The sequence below is a fragment of the Achromobacter kerstersii genome (genome assembly GCF_902859595.1).
GTDB classification, from domain to species: Bacteria; Pseudomonadota; Gammaproteobacteria; order Burkholderiales; family Burkholderiaceae_B; genus Achromobacter; species Achromobacter kerstersii.
The window spans coordinates 240258-257371 of sequence record NZ_CADIJQ010000003.1 but is presented as its reverse complement, the minus strand read 5'-3'; the positions used below and the strand labels follow the sequence as shown (position 1 = coordinate 257371).

Here is a 17114-nt window from a genome sequence, read left to right as displayed (position 1 = left end):
CGATTCAGGCGACGCCCGATTCAGCACGCCCGGTTTACACTTGGCGATTGCCGCAACACCACATTAAAGGTTTCCCCATGAGCACTGCTACGCTCAAGACCCGCCTCTCGGACGCCGTCAAGGACGCCATGCGCGCCAAGGCCTCCGAGCGCCTGACCACGCTGCGTTTCCTGCTGGCTGCCGTCAAGCAGAAAGAAGTGGACGAACGCCGCGAACTGAACGACGCCGAAGTCACCGCCATCATCGAAAAGCAGGTCAAGCAACGCCGCGAGTCCATCGCCGCGTTCGAACAGGCCGGCCGCACCGAAACGGCGGAGCAGGAAAAGGCTGAATTGCTGGTGCTGCAGGAATTCCTGCCGCAGGCCGCAAGCCCTGAAGAAGTCGCCGCCGCCATCGACGCCGCGTTCGCCGAAGTGGCCGCGCAAGGCGTGACGGGCGCACCCGCCATGGGCAAGGTCATGGGCCTGCTCAAGCAAGCGCTGGCCGGCCGTGCCGACATGACCGCATTGTCGGCCCAAGTGAAGGCCCGTCTGGCCTGATCGCCTGCCGCGGGGGCTATGGCCGCGGCATCAGCCGCTGCTTTAGCCGCCGCGCTTTAGCCGCCGCGCTTTAGCCACCGCTTTTTAGCCCCTGCTTTTTAGCCCCCGCTTTTAGCCCCTAAAACGCACCGCCGAAAAGATCCGGCTGGCGCGACTGCTCGGCGGGGTCGGCAAAGTTGCTCATCCCCACGCCCGCCAGCCGGTACAGCGTTTCCGGCGGCAATTCCACGCGCTCGCACAGCAGCCTGGCCACCGCGGCCAGCTCGGCCGCCGACCCCGGCGGGTTCGGGCTGGTCTGGCTGCGCGTCAGGATGCGAAAGCGGTCGGTCTTCAGCTTGAGCACCACCGTGCGCCCCAGCGCCCCCTTCTTCAGCGCCTGATCCCACACCTTGTCCGCCATGCGGTCAATGGCGTCGCCCAGCGCGTCCAGCCGGATGTCTTCTGAAAACGTCGTCTCGGCCGACACCTGCTGCAAGGGCTGATCGGTCTGCACCTCGCGCTCGTCGATGCCGCGCGCCAGCTCATACAGGCGCCTGCCGTAACGGCCGAAATAATGGGTCAGCTCTTCAACGCTGTGCGTGGCCAGGTCGCCCACCGTCTGAATGCCCAGTTGCTCCAGCCGCGCCTGCGTCACCTTGCCCACGCCCGGCACCTTGCGCACGGGCAAGGGCTGCAAGAATTCCAGCACCTTGGTTGGGCGCACCACAAACTGGCCGTCGGGCTTGTTCCAGTCGGATGCAATCTTCGCCAGAAACTTGTTGGGCGCAATGCCGGCCGAGGCCGTCAGCCCGGTCTCTTCGCGAATCTGCTGGCGAATGACCAGCGCCACTTCCGTGGCTGACGGCAACCCGCATTTGTTGACGGTGACATCCAGGTAGGCCTCGTCCAGCGACAAGGGTTCGATCAGGTCGGTGTGGCGCGCGAAGATCTGCCGTATCTGGCGCGAGACCTCGCGGTAGCGGTTGAAATCCGGCGGCACGTAGATGGCTTGCGGACAGAGCCGTTCAGCGCGAATGGCCGACATGGCCGAGTGAACGCCAAAGCGCCGCGCCTCATAGGATGCGGCGCACACGACCGAACGCGGGCCAGTCCAGGCCACGACGACCGGCTTGCCCCGCAGTTCAGGATTGTCGCGCTGCTCTACAGACGCGTAAAACGCATCCATGTCCACATGCACGATCTTGCGCAAGAGTTCAGACATTCCGTTCAAGACAACGTGGCCGCCCGCAGCTGGCAATGGCGCCCACACCAAAAAAATATATTATGACCGGCTTATCCGCTTATCCCTTGCGTCCACGCCTACCCATGACAGCACCCGCCCAAACCGACTATTTCGGCCTGACGATTCCCTTCATGAGCTTCATCGGCCTGGTGCCTGAAAGCATTGCGCCGGCCTATGCCCGCACGACGCTGCCCTGGCGCCAGGACTTGACCAACAGCCGCGGCGACGTGCATGGCGGCACGCTGATGAGCGTGCTGGACTTCACGCTCAGCGCGGCGGCGCGTGGCTCGGCCGACGCCACCGAAGGCATGGCCACCATCGACATGAACACCACGTTCCTGTCTCCCGGCACGGACAATCTGGTCATCGAAGCGCGCTGCCTGCGCCGTGGCGCGTCCATCGCGTTCTGTGAAGGCGATATTCGCCGCGCCGATGGCGAACTGGTCGCGCGCGCCACCGCCACCTTCAAGATCATCCGCCGCCGCCCGGGCGGCGATTAAGCCGCGCCAGATGCGGCGTCCGGCCGGACGCCGCCATCCGCTTATTTCGGCAGGTCGCGCGACGGCTTCACGGCCGGGCGCGGGTCCAGCGGCATGTAGGTGCTGCACGACGTGATGCTGTAGTAGATCGCGTCCTGCATCGCCTGCATCGCCGCGGCATCCCAGGTGCCCTTGCCCCACATCACGATGCGCACGTCGGTGCTTTTTGCGCCCGCCGCTTTCAGCTCGACGCGCGACATTTCATTGTCGGTGTACGGCGCCAGCACGCGCACCACGCCCGACTGCGCGCCTTCGTTCAGATCAGAAATCACACGATAGGCGTTGTCGGTGCTGCGCAGGCAGTTGTTCGACTGCCGGATCACCGTGGCGTAGGCGTCCTTGAACGCGACCGGGGCCTTGAACTCGCTGTGAGGCCCCGCGCTGTCTTTCGAAATGCCCAGCGAGCAGCCCGCCAGGCCGAGGGCCAGCGCCGATGCCGCGACCAGATTCCTGTACATGTAATTCTCCAGATGAATTGCCGCGATTATCCCGCAAACCGTACGGCGGCATAAGTAGGGCCGGTTCGACACCGCCCGCGCGACTATGGCATTATCGACGAGCCGCTGGCGCCTGGCGCCCGTGGCTTTCGCGGGGCCGGCAAATGCCGGCCCGCGCCATATCCGCAACAATGCCGCAGCCGTGCCAACCGCAAGCTAAGGCATTGAAATCACGGAGGTCTTCCCTTGTTTGCATTCATGACGCGCACCATTTTGGCCGCCGGCATCGTCGGCACCACGCTGGGCGCCTGCGCCACGCAGCCGCCGCCCCGCGCCTACCCCCTGAAAGATTTCTTCCGCAATCCGGAGCGCGGCTTTTTCCGCCTGGCCGAAGACGGCAAGACGCTAGCCTTCATGCAGCCCACCAGCGTGGACGGCAACCCGGCCCGCATGAACATCTATGTGCAGCCGCTGGAAGGCAGCAAGCTGATCGGCGAACCGCGCCAGATCACCAGCGAAACCGCCCGCGACATCAGCAACTACTTCTGGAAGGGCGGCGACGTCGTGCTCTACCAGAAGGACTTCGGCGGCGATGAGAACTACCACGTGCTGGCCGTCAACGCCAAGACCGGCAAGGTCACCGACCTGACCCCGTACGAAGGCGCACGCGCCAGCATCGAAGACGATCTGGAAGATGATCCCGACCACGTCCTGATCAGCCACAACCAGCGCAACCCCGAAGTCTTCGACGTGTACCGCGTCAACGTCCATACGGGCGCCGCCGTGCTGGTGGCGCAGAACCCGGGCAATATCGTCGGCTGGCAAACGGACCACGCGGGCAAGGTGCGCGCCGCCGTCACCAGCGACGGCCTGAACACCACCCTGCTCTACCGCGACGACGAAGCGTCCGAATTCCGTCCGCTGATCACGACCGACTACCGCACGAGCGTCAGCCCGTCATTCTTCACGTTCGACGACAAGAAGATGTACGCGCTGAGCAACCGCGGCCGCGACCGGCTCTCGCTGGTGGTCATCGACCCGGCCAAGCCCGACGCCGAAGAAGAAGTCTTCACGCCCGACACCGTTGATCTCGACGGCGCCGGCTATTCGCGCAAGCGCCGCGTGCTGACGTTGGCGGCCTACCAGACCGACAAGCCGCAATACAAATTCTTCGACGCGCAATCCGAAGCCCTGTTCAAGACGCTGTCTGAAAAACTGAAGGGCTACGACATCGCGCTGCAAGGCTCCAACCGCGACGAGAACGTCTTCATCGTGGCCGCCTACAACGACCGCACGCCGGGCTCGCGCTACCTGTACGACGCCGCCTCCGACACGCTGACCAAGCTGGCCGACATCAACCCGGCCATTCCGGAAAGCGACATGTCGCAGGTACAGCCCATCAGCTATCAAAGCCGCGACGGCCTGACCATTCACGGCTACCTGACGCTGCCCAAAGGCCGCGATCCCAAGAACCTGCCTTGCATCGTGAACCCGCATGGCGGCCCGTGGGCGCGCGACGGCTGGGGCTACAACCCGGAAACGCAATTCCTGGCCAACCGCGGCTTCTGCGTATTGCAGATGAACTTCCGCGGCTCCACCGGCTACGGCCGCGCGTTCTGGGAAGCCAGCTTCGGCCAATGGGGCCTGAAGATGCAGGACGACATCACCGACGGCGTCCAATGGCTGATCCAGCAAGGCATCGCCGACCCCAAACGCATCGGCATCTATGGCGCAAGCTACGGCGGCTACGCCACGCTGGCGGGTGTGACGTTCACGCCTGATCTGTACGCCGCCGCCGTGGACTATGTGGGCGTGTCGAATCTGTTCACGTTCATGAAGTCGATTCCGCCGTACTGGAAGCCCATGCTCGACAAGATGCAGGACATGGTGGGCCACCCGGAACGCGACAAGGACCGGCTGGCCGCGACCTCGCCCGCGCTGCATGCGGACAAGATCAAAACGCCGCTGTTCATTGCCCAAGGCGCGAAGGACCCCCGCGTCAACAAGGACGAAAGCGATCAGATGGTCAAGGCGCTGAAAGCGCGCGGCGTCGAAGTGGAATACATGGTCAAGGACAACGAAGGCCACGGCTTCCACAACGACGAGAACAAGTTCGAGTTCTACGAAGCCATGGAGAAGTTCCTGACGGAACACCTCAAACCGTAGTCCCCGCTGCTTGCTGAGCGGCGACGGGCGCATTTGCCGCCGCGCCGCTGGCCAGGCCGCCCATTTGCGGGCGGCCTGCGCCCAAACCGGTAAACGCCATCTCCACGCGATCGCGCCCTTCGTCCTTGGCGCGGTACAAGGCCACGTCGGCACGCGCCAAAATCACGTCGGCGCTATCACCCGGCTGGTAAGACGCCAACCCGCCGCTGGTGGTCATCGGCACCTCGACGCCTTGCAGGTACAACGGCGCATCGCGCAAGGCATCGCACACGCGCTGCGCGTGCACCAGCGCGCGCGCCGGGTCGCAATCCACCATCAGCAGCACAAATTCTTCACCGCCCAGCCGGCCCAAGCGGTCGGTTCCGCGCACCGCGTTCTGCACCACTTTCGCGTAATGACGCAACGCCGTGTCGCCCGCGGCATGGCCGTAGCGGTCGTTGATGGATTTGAAATGGTCGATGTCCAACACCAGCACCGCCAGCTGGCAACCCGAACGCCCGCAACGCTGTAATTCGCGCTCAAGCTCGTCAAGAATGGTGCGCCGGGAATACACGTGGGTCAGGCTGTCGAACGTCAAGGCGGCCTGCATCTGTTCCGACAAGCGGGTCTGCACCATCAGCAGCAGCGCCAGAAACAACGCTGGCACCGTCACCGACCCGCATACGATGTAGAACAACCCCCACGCCGAGGGGTGCAGCATGGACACGGGCTCAGCCAGGCCGGTGCCATACACCAACACGCGTCCCGCATGCAGCAAGGCCAGGCCGAAGATCGCCAGCATCAGGTAGAGCGTTACGCCGCGCGTGGCAATGCGCTTGCGTTGCTGGAACACAATCTGGCCCGTGGCGGTCATCACGACGCAGGTGTAGGCCGAAAACAGCAGCATGCGGCCGCTCATTGCGTCATGGCCATACAGCATCACCGCAAATCCGGCCAAACAGGCCAGGGTGATGCACACCATGCGCCCGATCTGCGGACGCAGGCCAAAGAACTGGCGCACGCCCACATACACCAGGCTTGCCGCACAGACCCAGGCGGCGTTGGACAGCATGATGTAAATGCCAGGGGGCACGATCTCGGCCGACGCATAAGACAGCAGAGACACCACGGCCAGGGCATTGGCCGCGGTAAAAGCCTGAATGCCGCCGACGCCGCGCGTGTGGAAAGGCAAAAGCAACGGCAACGCCAACGCCGTAGCCAGCCCCCACATCAAGAAGAATAAGGAAGTCGTCATGGTTTCTGCCGGCGGGCGCCTGTTTAGCGTTCGCCGTCGCTTGGATCTGCCGTTGCACTGGGTTCATGGGTGGGGACGCGTTACACGTCAGCATGCTTGATGCTTTTTGTTACCAGCAGGACAAAAGAAACCACCGGGGTCGCGACGATTTTCGGTCGCGACGGCCGGTGTCAGTGTCCAGAACCTTTACTACCCGCGCCAAGACGATTGCACGGTATGCAGCGAAGAATACGCCAAGCTCAGGGCGTGTGGATCACCCTTTGCAGTATTTGACAGTTAAAACTTCTACTTTGCGGGCTTACCCCCGGATGCCTTTCTTTCGACATTCGGCAGCAGAATCGCCACCACGCCCAGCAGCGGCAGATAGGCGCACACCTGATACACATAAGCAATGCTGGTGGCGTCCGCCAGCTTGCCCAACGCGGCCGCCCCCACCCCGCCCATGCCGAAGGCGAACCCGAAGAACAGGCCGGCGATCATGCCCACCTTGCCCGGCACCAGCTCCTGCGCATAGACCACGATGGCGGAAAAGGCTGACGCGAGCACCATGCCGATGATCACAACCAGCGCCGCCGTCCAGAACAGGTTCGCATAGGGCAGCAGCAACGTGAATGGCGCCACGCCAAGAATCGACACCCAGATCACGATCTTGCGGCCGATGCGGTCGCCCACCGGGCCGCCCACTACCGTGCCCACCGCCACCGCCGCCAGGAACAGGAACAGGTAAAGCTGCGCCTCACGCACCGACAAGCCGAACTTGTCGATGAGATAAAACGTGAAGTAGCTGTTCAGGCTGGCCAGATAAAAGTACTTGGAGAACACCAGCACGCCCAGCACGGCCAAAGCGCCCAGCACCTGATTGCGGCTCAGCCCGTTTTCGGCGCCTGCGCTGCGCGCGCGCGGCTTGAGCCGGACCCGGTTGGCGCTATACCAGCGGCCGATGCCCGTCAGCACCACGATGCCAAACAGCGCCGCCAGCGAGAACCACGCCACACTGCCCTGCCCGTGCGGAATGATGAACAGCGCCGCCAGCAGCGGCCCCAGCGCTGAACCCACGTTGCCCCCCACCTGGAACAGCGACTGCGCCAGGCCATGCCGCCCGCCCGAGGCCATGCGCGCCACCCGCGACGACTCGGGATGGAACACCGACGAACCCGTGCCCACCAGCACCGCCGCCACCAGCAGCCAGCCGAACGACGGGGCGACCGACAGAAGCAGAAGCCCCGCCAACGTAAAGCCCATGCCTACCGGCAGCGAATACGGCTTGGGATTGCGGTCCGTGTAGAAGCCGATGAAGGGCTGCAACAGCGAGGCGGCCAGCTGGTACACCAGCGTGATCAGCCCGATCTGCGCGAACGACAGGCTGAACGATTCCTTCAGCATCGGATAGATCGCCAACAGGATCGACTGGATCATGTCGTTCATCAGGTGCGCGACGCTGATGGCGCCCAAAACCTTGAAGGCGGTGGAAGAGTCGGAGGCAGGCGAAACTGCGGCGGGATTCTGGGCGGGGGGCATGGGCGTATGCGTAAGAGAAAAGACGGCCCGGCAACGGTGCCGGGCTCCGTCTACAGTGTAGGAATCCGCTGGCAGATTGATCTGCCAACTTTCGTCGCACAAGTGACAAAATACCGGCATCCTCCTTTCACCGTTCGACTCATCCTTTTGTCGGAAGTGACATCATGCCCATCCGCCTGCCCTTGCCTCAGCGCCCCGATCCCGACCGCAGCGTCAATGCGCAGGACTATCAGCATCGCCCTCGCGTGGTCACCGCGATGGCCAAGGAATTTCCCGCCAGCGCCCAGACCGGCGCGCACTCCCACCCCCGCGCCCAACTGCTGTATGCCGTCGACGGCGTCATGCGCGTCACCACGCCCAGCGGTTTTTGGGCGCTGCCGCCGCTGCGCGCGCTCTGGGTGCCGGCGGGCATGCCGCATGGGGTGGACATGGTGGGGCCGGTGTCAATGCGGTCGCTCTACATTCAGGCCGACGCCGCCGCCCGCTTCTGGCCGCAATGCCAGGTGATCGAAGTCAGCGGCCTGCTGCGCGAACTGATCCTGGCGCTGACCGCCGAGCCCATCGACTATCCGCTGGGAGGCCGGGTCGAGCAGATTGCGTCGCTGATTCTGTCCGAACTGGCGGCGGCGCGCGTGGTGCCCATCCAGATTCCATGGCCGCGCGATCGCCGTCTGCAAACCATTTGCACGGCCATCCTGGACCAGCCGGGCCTGCAACGCAGCATCGAAGCCTGGGGCAGCGAAGTGGGCGCCAGCGCGCGCACGTTGATCCGGCTATTTCAGGCCGAGCTGGGGCTGAACTACCGCCAATGGGTGCAGCAAGTGCGACTGGCGGATGCGGTATGCCGCTTGTCGCTGGGCGTGCCGGTGGCGCGCATTGCCGCCGACCTGGGCTACCGCAGCCCCAGCGCCTTCAGCGCCATGTTCCATCGGGCGCTGGGCGCGCCGCCCCAGCGATATCTGCAAAATGCCGATGCGCTGAACGCAAGCTGAATACCTAATAAAACCGCGCTTAAGCTCGGCGCAAGCGCGCGCGAGCCCCCCAAACCCGCGCCGGGTGCGCAAAAAAAGCACGCTTGGGGCCTTGCCGTTTGTCACCGCGCGCAATACATTTCACAGCGCATTTCATCAAGGTTTTTCACGCGCCCGCGCACGAACGCCGCGCCCCGCGTATGCTAGACCCCGTCCCCTTATTTACGTGGCAAATCGCCCCCACCCAGCCCCCGGCAAGTTTGGTTACCGAAACCTTATTGCGCCCTGGCCGGTCTATAGCGTTCTGTCCTAGAATCGCCTGCAATGAGCACCCCCCAGCAATCCACCGCCACCCCGGGCGGCAAATCGGGCCTTCCCTGGAAACGACTCCTGGTCAAAGCGGGCATCCTCGCGGCCGGCGCCGCCGTGTGCGGCGCCGTTCTGCTGGGGCTCGCCCTGGCGTTGGCCTGGCCCAGCCTGCCCGACCTGCACGCGATGACCGACTACCGGCCGCGCGTGCCGCTGCGCATCTACACGGCGGACAAAGTCCTGATCGGCGAATACGGCGAAGAGCACCGCAATGTGCTGCGCTTTGACGAAATCCCGCCCGTGATGCGCCAAGCCGTGCTGGCGGCCGAAGACGACCGCTTCTACAGCCACGGTGGCGTCGACTGGATGGGCGTTGCGCGCGCCGTGCTGACCAACGTGGTCAAGGGGTCCAAGACGCAGGGCGGCAGCACGATCACGATGCAGGTGGCGCGCAACTTCTACCTGTCGTCCGAAAAGACCTATTCGCGCAAGTTCTACGAACTGCTGCTCACGTTCAAGATTGAAAACGAGCTCACCAAGGACCAGATCCTTGAGCTCTACATGAACCAGATCTATCTGGGCCACCGCGCCTATGGCTTCGCGGCGGCGTCGCGCACGTACTTCGGCAAGCCCTTGTCGGAAGTGACGCCGGCCGAAGCCGCCATGCTGGCGGGCATCCCGAAGGCCCCGTCGCGATTCAACCCCATCACCAACTTCCCGCGCGCCGAAATCCGCCAGCACTATGTGCTGGGCCGCATGAAAACGCTGGGCTATCTGACGCCCGAACAGGCCGACGAAGCCCTGAAGCAGCACCTGACCATCCGCGGCGCGGACGGCTCCAGCGCGCGCGGCTTCGCGGTGCACGGCGACTACCCCGCCGAACTGGCGCGCCAGCTGATGTACGGCGTGTTCCAGGAAGAAACCTATTCCAAGGGCATCGACGTCTACACCACGATCGACTCGAAAGCCCAGGAAGCCGCCTACCGCGCCGTGCGCGACGGCGTGATGGACTACACGCGCCGCGCCGTTTACCCCGGCCCGGAAGACCAGATCGACCTGCCTGACAACGTCGAAAACGACGGGCAGGCGCTGGACGAAATTCTGGACGGCGTGCAAGACAAGACGCCCGACAGCGAAGACCTGCTTGCGGCCGTCGTGCTGTCGGCCAGCCCCACCGAAGTGAAGGTGGCCCGCAGCTCGCGCGACATCATCACCATTTCCGACAAGAAGGCGCTGGCCGTGGTGGCCCGCGCGCTGAACCCGAAGGCCAGCGACAGCCAGCGCATCCGCCGTGGCTCGGTGGTCTACATCCACAAGACCGGCGACAAGGACAGCACCAACTGGGAAATCATCAACATGCCGGCGCTGCAGGCGGCGCTGGTGTCGATGGTTCCCGAAGACGGCGCCATCCGCGCGATGATCGGCGGCTTTGACTACAACCGCGGCAACTTCAACCGCGTGACGCAGGCATGGCGCCAGCCAGGTTCCAACATCAAGCCGTTCGTCTACGCGGCCGCACTGGAGCGCGGCTTTACGCCGGCCACCCAGATCTCGGACCAGCCCTTCATGCTGACCGCCGCGCAGACCGGCTCCAAAGACTGGCAGCCCAAGAACGACGGCAACAAGTACGAACCCATGCTGACCTTGCGCCAGGGCTTGTACCGGTCGAAGAACATGGTGTCGATCCGCATCCTGCAAGCGATTTCGCCGCAGTACGCGCAGGACTACCTGACCCGCTTCGGCTTCGACAAATCCCGCTGGCCGGCCGTGTTGCCGCTGGCGCTGGGCGCGGGCGGCGCCACGCCGCTGCAAGTCGTCAACGGCTACAGCGTCTTCGCTAACGGCGGCTACCGCGTCACGCCGTATCTGATTGCCCACGTCACCGACCGCTCGGGCAAGATCCTGATGGAAGCCCAGCCCGTCACCGCAGGCGATGAAGCCGCGCGCGCCATCGACCCGCGCACGGCCTGGGTCATGGCCGACATCCTGCGCGGCGTCACCACCAGCGGCACCGCCGCGCGTGCGCATCAGGTGCTCAAGCGCAACGATGTTGGCGGCAAGACCGGCACCACCAACGAAGCCGTGGACGTGTGGTTCTCGGGCTTCACGCCCACGCTGGCCACCACCGTCTGGATGGGCTTTGACCAGCCCAAGTCGCTGGGCACCAACGAATTCGGCAGCGGCCTGGCCCTGTCGACGTGGCTGGACTACATGCAGCCGGTGCTCAAGGGCGTGCCGGAAGGCAAGCCCGCGCCGCGTCCGGACGGGCTGCTGGTGGACAACGGTGAATACTATTTCTCGGAATTCCCGCCGGGCCAGGCCGTGGCGTCGCTGGATCTGTCTTCGGGCGATGCCCTGACCGACTTCCTGAACAACAACCGCTCGACCGACGGCGTGGACACTTCGGTCAAGCCGCTGCCGACGCCCGGCGCGGCCTTGCCGCAGAATCCGAACACCAGCGCCGTCCAGGCGCCGCTGCAACCGATTCAAGTCCCGCGCACGGATAACGGCGCGGCACCGGCTGCGGCGCCCGTCGCCGCCCCGCTCGGCGCCGATGGTGCGCCCGCCAGCGCCAGTGCGGTGACCCCCGTGGGCTCCGTGACCGCACGCCCGCTCTGACCGGCTCTCCGCCAAACACAATGGGCGCCCTTGCGGCGCCCATTTTTTTTCCAGTGCGGTTCATGCGCGGGCCACAGCGGCCACAGTTGCCGCCGTTGCCGCCGTTGCCGCCGTTGCCGCAGCGGACACGCCCTATTCCTCGGCCATCAGCTCCGTCACCACCTCGTGCGGCCAAGCCGCCAGGGATTCCAAGTCCAGGAACGTGAAATACCCCTCGCGCCAGCCCTCGGTATCAATGTGATAAACGTTGCCCAGTTGCAGGGGCGCGGCCACCGGCGTATGCCCGGCCACCACCGCCCGCACGCCCTGAATGCCCGTCCGGTTCATTTGCCGCAGCCGGTCTCGCGACCACTGGCACGCCGCGCTGGTGCGCTTGTAGCGGTCTTGCAAGGCGGATTCCAGGCGCGGCCAGAACAGCACCGGACAGTCCGCGTGCAGCAGCCCCACGGCGCCGTCAGAGGTCTCGACCTCGATCGCGATGGGCAGTTGCGCAAACGCTTCGGCGTAGACCTTCTGGCGGTCTTCGGGCAGGTCCAGGAACCAGCCGCCGCCGTAGCCGCGCCAGTTCATTACATCGACCTGCCCTGTGCGCACGTGGCGGATCGCGTAGTCCTCGTGGTTGCCTTGCACCGCGAAAAACCACGGGCGGGCCAGCCAGTCCAGCGCGGCCTCGCTTTCGGGGCCGCGGTCGACCAGGTCGCCGACTGAGAACAGCCGGTCAGCGCCGGGGTCGAAGCCCAGCCGGTCCAGGCTTTCCTGTAAACGTGAAAAATGCCCGTGTACGTCGCCCACCGCAAAATCGCGGCCACGTTCGTTACGCGGGACTTTTAAAAAACGCTGCTCCATGATGATCCGCAGCCACCGGCGCCAAACGGACGCAATCCGTCTCTTGGTAGCTCGCCGGGGCGATTCGTGCCTGTTGAAATACGACCCTTCTTTTTAACCTGCTTTACCCTGCGGCAGGCCTTGGCCTCTGTCGCCAGAGGGGTCAAAATATTACGTTACGAGAATCGCTATTATTCGTGATAATGTTTCGACTTTCCTCACAAATACCTTAAAGGGGGGCCGCGCACGCCGCCCTCCTGCCGTCGCCATGACTGCCGCGTCCACCATCAAAACTTGGTACTGGGTCCACAAATGGACCAGCCTTGTCTGCACGATCTTCCTGCTCATCATCTGTCTGACCGGCTTGCCGCTGGTGTTCCATCACGAGATCGAACACTGGCTCGACGACGCCAAGCCCTTGTCGGACGTGCCTGCCGGCACCCCGCCCGCCAACCTGGACAAGCTGGTCAACAGCGCCAAGTCCATGTACCCGGGCGAAGTCATTGATTACCTGTTCTTCGATCCCGATGAACCGCAGGTGTATGTCGGCATGGCGAAGAAGCCGGGTGACGGCCAGGTGTCTGGCCACGCCGTGCGCATGGACGGCCGCACGGGCGATGTGCTGCTGGATGGCCCGCCCTACGCCGAAGACAAGTTTTCGTTCATGGGCATCATGCTGGCGCTGCACGTGGACCTGTTTGCGGGGCTGCCCGGCGAGCTGTTCCTGGGCTTCATGGGCTTGCTGTTCTGCGTGGCCATCGTGTCGGGCGTGGTGCTGTATGGCCCGTTCATGAAGAAACTGGAATTCGGCACCGTGCGCGCCACGCGCTCCACGCGCCTGAAATGGCTGGACCTGCACAACCTGCTGGGCATCGTCACGCTGGTCTGGGCATTCGTGGTGGGGTTTACCGGCGTTATCAACGAGCTGTCGACGCCGCTGTTCCGCCTGTGGCAATCGACTGAACTCGTCCGCATCCTGGAACCGTACAAGGGCCAGAGCGTGCCCACCGAACTGGCGTCGGCGCAGCTTGCGGCCGATACCGCAAAGAAAGCCATGCCCGGCAATGAAGTGTCGTTCATCGCGTTCCCCGGCAACGCCTTCGGCAGCCCGCACCACTACATCGCCTGGATGCGTGGCGATACACCGCTGACGTCCAAGCTGAACACGCCCGTGCTGGTGGACGGCAAGACGGGCGAGCTCACCACCGTGGCCAAGATGCCCTGGTATCTGACTGCGCTGGAAGTGTCGCGTCCGCTGCACTTTGGCGATTACGCCGGCTTGCCGCTGAAGATCATCTGGGCGCTGCTGGACCTGATCACCATCGTGGTGCTCGTCAGCGGCCTGTACCTGTGGGTGGCGCGCCGCCGCGCCACCGAAGCCCGCATCAACGAACTCGTGAAACGGCACCAGGCCGCCGCCGCCCCGCAAAGGACCCCTGCATGAGCAAGAGCAAAACCAAAGGGGGCCGCGGCTTCATGTTCGTCTGGGGCGCGCCGATCGTGCTGGGCGTGCTGAGCGTATTCGGCCTGCTGGCCGCGCTGCTGGGCACCGGCGCATGGCACTGGGCGTCGTGGATCACGCTGACCGTGCTTCTTGTGGTGATCGTGCGCTACTGGGTGTTCCCGCTGAAACACTAGGCCGGAGACGGGGCCCCGCTGCCCCGCACCCGGCTAGACGCCTGACTTGGCGCCCCCGGCTAGGCGCCGGCTCGGCGCCCCCCCAGCTCGGCGCCCCAGCTAGGCGCCCCCAGCCAGGCGCCCCCCAGCTAGGCGCCCCCACCTACTTACCGAACTTTTCCGGGTCTGGCCCCAGGCGCGCGCCTTCCTTGATGCCGTCGATGGCGGCGATTTCGTCGGCCGACAGCTCAAAATCGAACACGTCGATGTTCTCGCGGATGCGCGCAGGCGTGACCGACTTTGGAATCACGATCAGATTGCTCTGCAAGTGCCAGCGCAGCGTGATCTGGGCGGGTGACTTGCCGTGCTTCTCCGCCAGATCCAGGATGACCTTTTCCTTGGTGATGCCGCCTTGGGCCAGCGGGCTCCACGACTCCGTGGCGATGCCGTGCTTGGCATGGAACGCGCGCAGCTCGGGCTGGGCGAACCCCGGATGCAGCTCGATCTGATTCACGGCCGGCACCACTTTCGATGCCTCCATCAGCTGTTCCAGATTGGCCCGCGTGAAATTGGACACGCCAATGGAACGCGCCCGGCCGTCTTCCTTCATCTCGACCATGGCGCGCCACGCGTCCAGGAACTTCGTGCTGCCGGCAACGGGCCAGTGGATCAAATACAAGTCCACGTAGGCCAGGCCCAGCTTCTCCAGGCTTTCGTCCATGGCCTTGTGGGCGTCTTCATAGCCGTGCCGGTCATTCCAGAGCTTGGTGGTGATGAACAGATCCTTGCGCGCCACGCCGGAGGCGCGCAGACCCGTGCCCACGCCCGCCTCGTTGCCATAGATGGCCGCGGTGTCCACCGACCGGTAACCCGCCGCCAGCGCCTCTTTCACGCTGGCCGCGGCCTGCTCGTCCGGCACTTGCCAAACGCCCAGCCCCAACTGGGGAATCTTGTTTCCGTCGTTCAATTTCACTGCGGGTACCTTCGCCATAAGACCCTCCGAAACATGCACCGCAACACTGGCGCGGCGAATACGCGCCAGATCGCGCAACCCTGGGCACAGCCCGGCTTAACCCAGGATTGAAGAGAAAAAAGAGCGAGCTTGCCGAGCTGCGCCCGCGTCACGATATCGGAACCTCATCCCCCGGCCAGGGTATACAAGTACCAGGGGTTATCTGCCAAATAATAGCGCCCGTGTCCGATAATGCCCGTCACACGGCCTCTGGCCCTTGCATCGGCACCCCTGAAAAACCATGAATTCCCCTGACGCGCAGCCCAAGAATCGCGGCGGATTTTCCACCCTGCGCACCCTCTTTCCCTACCTGTGGCCGCCCGGCCAGACCGGGCTGAAGGTGCGGGTCGTGGCGGCCCTGCTCTGTCTGTTCGCCGCCAAGGCCGCCACCGTCTACGTGCCGCTGATCTACAAGCACGCCATCGACGAGCTCGGCAAAGGCGCGCCCGGGGCCGTCACCGTGCCGCTGGGGCTGATCCTGGCTTACGGCACGGCACGCGTGTTGTCATTGCTGTTTTCGGAATTGCGCGACGCTATCTTCGCGCGCGTCGGCCAGCACGCCATCCGCGCGGTCGGGCTGCGAATCTTCCGCCATCTGCACGCGCTGGCGCTGCGCTTTCACCTGTCGCGCCAAACGGGCGGGCTGACGCGCGCCATCGAACGCGGCACCAAGGGCATCCAGACACTGCTGTCGTTTCTGCTGTTCAACATCCTGCCGACGTTTTTCGAGATCGGGCTTGTCTGCATTGTGTTGTGGAAGATGTTCGACGTGTGGCTGGCGCTGGCCACCGGCGTCACCGTCATCACGTACATGGCGTACACGCTGGCCGTCACCGAATGGCGCACCAAGTTCCGGCGGCAGATGAACGAAACGGATTCCGAGGCCAACACCAAGGCCATCGAAAGCCTGTTGAACTACGAGACAGTCAAATACTTCGGCAATGAAGAGCACGAGGCGCAACGCTACGATGCGTCGCTGACCCGCTACGAACGCGCCGCCGTGCGCAGCCAGGTCAGCCTGTCCATTCTGAACATCGGCCAGGCCGCGATCATCTCGGTGGGGCTGACGCTAGTCATGTGGATGGCCGCCACCGGCATCGCCGAAGGCCGCTACACGCTGGGCGACTTCGTGCTGGTCAACACGTACCTGCTCCAGCTGTACCAGCCGCTGAGCTTCTTCGGCTTCATCTACCGCGAGATCAAGCAAGCCATCATCGACATGGAACGCATGTTCGAACTGCTGGGCCAAGACCGCGAAGTGGCCGACCGCCCCGAGGCCCAACCGCTGCGCGTGGCGGGCGGCCAGGTCGAATTCAAGGATGTGTATTTCGGCTACGACGCACGCCGGCCCATCCTGAAGGGCGTCAGCTTCACCATTCCGGCGGGCAAAACCGTTGCGGTCGTGGGCACGTCAGGCGCGGGCAAATCCACGATCGCCCGGCTGTTGTTCCGCTTCTATGACGCCGACAGCGGGTCAATTCTTGTCGACGGCCAGGACGTGCGCGACGTGACCCAGGCCAGCCTGCGCGCGGCGATTGGCGTGGTGCCGCAAGACACGGTGCTGTTCAACGACACCATCCACTACAACATCGGCTATGGCCGCCCCGGCGCGACTGACGCGGAAATCCAGGCCGCCGCGCGCCTGGCGCACATCCACGACCTGATCATGACCATGCCCGACGGCTACCAGACCATGGTGGGCGAGCGCGGCCTGAAACTGTCGGGCGGTGAAAAACAGCGCGTGGCGATTGCACGCACCATTCTGAAGAACCCCGCCATCTTCCTGTTCGACGAAGCCACCAGCGCGCTGGACACCCATACCGAACGCGAAATCCAGGCGAACCTGCGCGAAGTCAGCCAGGGCCGCAGCACGCTGATCATCGCCCACCGCCTGTCCACCGTGGCCGACGCGGACGAGATCATCGTGCTGTCCGACGGCCGCATTTTGGAACGCGGCCGCCATCCGCAGCTGCTGGCCCTAGGCGGCGCGTATGCCGGCATGTGGGCGCGTCAGCAGGACAGCACGCCCAGCGCCCATGACGCGTCCGCCAGCAATCCCAACAGCGGCCCTGACGCGCCCGCGGATTGACAACCCCTTTCACCTGC

General features: G+C 64.5%; 14 protein-coding genes. 8 read left to right on the top strand and 6 right to left on the bottom strand.

Features of this window, described 5'->3' with window-relative positions:
* Positions 1-77: 77 nt before the first annotated feature.
* Positions 78-539 (top strand): GatB/YqeY domain-containing protein, encoded by a 462-nt coding sequence (locus tag HV765_RS12580; protein ID WP_054422276.1) that lies wholly within the window; start codon positions 78-80, stop codon positions 537-539.
* Between the two features lie 118 nt (positions 540-657).
* Here HV765_RS12580 and dinB read toward each other — a convergent pair whose 3' ends face one another.
* A complete protein-coding gene (gene dinB, locus HV765_RS12575) occupies positions 658-1740 on the bottom strand; it encodes a DNA polymerase IV (protein ID WP_054422277.1) in 1083 nt (360 codons plus the stop codon).
* Between the two features lie 104 nt (positions 1741-1844).
* On the opposite strand from dinB, the gene HV765_RS12570 reads away from it, so the two are divergent.
* Positions 1845-2261 (top strand): PaaI family thioesterase, encoded by a 417-nt coding sequence (locus HV765_RS12570; protein ID WP_175169864.1) that lies wholly within the window; start codon positions 1845-1847, stop codon positions 2259-2261.
* 41 nt (positions 2262-2302) lie between these two features.
* Here the strand turns inward: HV765_RS12570 and HV765_RS12565 are convergent, their stop codons facing one another.
* Positions 2303-2758, bottom strand: coding sequence for a BPTD_2524 family lipoprotein (locus HV765_RS12565; protein WP_054422279.1), 456 nt, complete (start codon positions 2756-2758; stop codon positions 2303-2305).
* Between the two features lie 237 nt (positions 2759-2995).
* Here HV765_RS12565 and HV765_RS12560 point away from each other — a divergent pair, with 237 nt between their 5' ends.
* Complete coding sequence (locus tag HV765_RS12560; protein WP_156336437.1) at positions 2996-4903, top strand: S9 family peptidase; 1908 nt, start codon at positions 2996-2998, stop codon at positions 4901-4903.
* Here the strand turns inward: HV765_RS12560 and HV765_RS12555 are convergent.
* Positions 4893-6137, bottom strand: coding sequence for a GGDEF domain-containing protein (locus HV765_RS12555; RefSeq protein ID WP_054422281.1), 1245 nt, complete (start codon positions 6135-6137; stop codon positions 4893-4895). The two genes, HV765_RS12560 and HV765_RS12555, sit on opposite strands and share 11 nt — an antisense overlap.
* A 285-nt stretch (positions 6138-6422) precedes the next feature.
* Positions 6423-7655 carry an MFS transporter gene (locus HV765_RS12550; protein WP_054422282.1) on the bottom strand — a complete coding sequence of 411 codons (1233 nt, stop codon included), beginning with the start codon at positions 7653-7655 and terminating at the stop codon, positions 6423-6425.
* A gap of 164 nt (positions 7656-7819) precedes the next feature.
* Between HV765_RS12550 and HV765_RS12545 the strand changes: the two genes are divergently transcribed.
* Both HV765_RS12545 and HV765_RS12540 read left to right on the top strand, forming a co-directional pair.
* A complete protein-coding gene (locus HV765_RS12545) occupies positions 7820-8647 on the top strand; it encodes an AraC family transcriptional regulator (protein ID WP_175169863.1) in 828 nt (275 codons plus the stop codon).
* A 303-nt stretch (positions 8648-8950) separates the two neighbouring features.
* Entirely contained in the window at positions 8951-11554 is a 2604-nt protein-coding gene (locus HV765_RS12540) for a penicillin-binding protein 1A (RefSeq protein ID WP_175169862.1), read from the top strand.
* Between the two features lie 132 nt (positions 11555-11686).
* Here the strand turns inward: HV765_RS12540 and HV765_RS12535 are convergent, their stop codons facing one another.
* Complete coding sequence (locus HV765_RS12535; protein ID WP_175169861.1) at positions 11687-12400, bottom strand: metallophosphoesterase; 714 nt, start codon at positions 12398-12400, stop codon at positions 11687-11689.
* Positions 12401-12647: 247 nt separating this feature from the next.
* Here HV765_RS12535 and HV765_RS12530 point away from each other — a divergent pair, with 247 nt between their 5' ends.
* The gene (locus tag HV765_RS12530) at positions 12648-13823 is read left to right on the top strand and encodes a PepSY-associated TM helix domain-containing protein (RefSeq protein ID WP_054422286.1); all 1176 of its coding nucleotides are present in this window, start codon (positions 12648-12650) and stop codon (positions 13821-13823) included.
* Positions 13820-14017 carry a hypothetical protein gene (locus HV765_RS12525; protein WP_054422287.1) on the top strand — a complete coding sequence of 66 codons (198 nt, stop codon included), beginning with the start codon at positions 13820-13822 and terminating at the stop codon, positions 14015-14017. The genes HV765_RS12530 and HV765_RS12525 overlap by 4 nt, the downstream gene beginning before the upstream one ends.
* 142 nt (positions 14018-14159) lie before the next feature.
* Here the strand turns inward: HV765_RS12525 and HV765_RS12520 are convergent, their stop codons facing one another.
* Positions 14160-14987, bottom strand: coding sequence for an aldo/keto reductase (locus HV765_RS12520; protein ID WP_054422288.1), 828 nt, complete (start codon positions 14985-14987; stop codon positions 14160-14162).
* A gap of 262 nt (positions 14988-15249) precedes the next feature.
* Between HV765_RS12520 and HV765_RS12515 the strand changes: the two genes are divergently transcribed.
* A complete protein-coding gene (locus HV765_RS12515) occupies positions 15250-17097 on the top strand; it encodes an ABCB family ABC transporter ATP-binding protein/permease (RefSeq protein ID WP_175169860.1) in 1848 nt (615 codons plus the stop codon).
* The last annotated feature ends 17 nt before the right edge of the window (positions 17098-17114 follow it).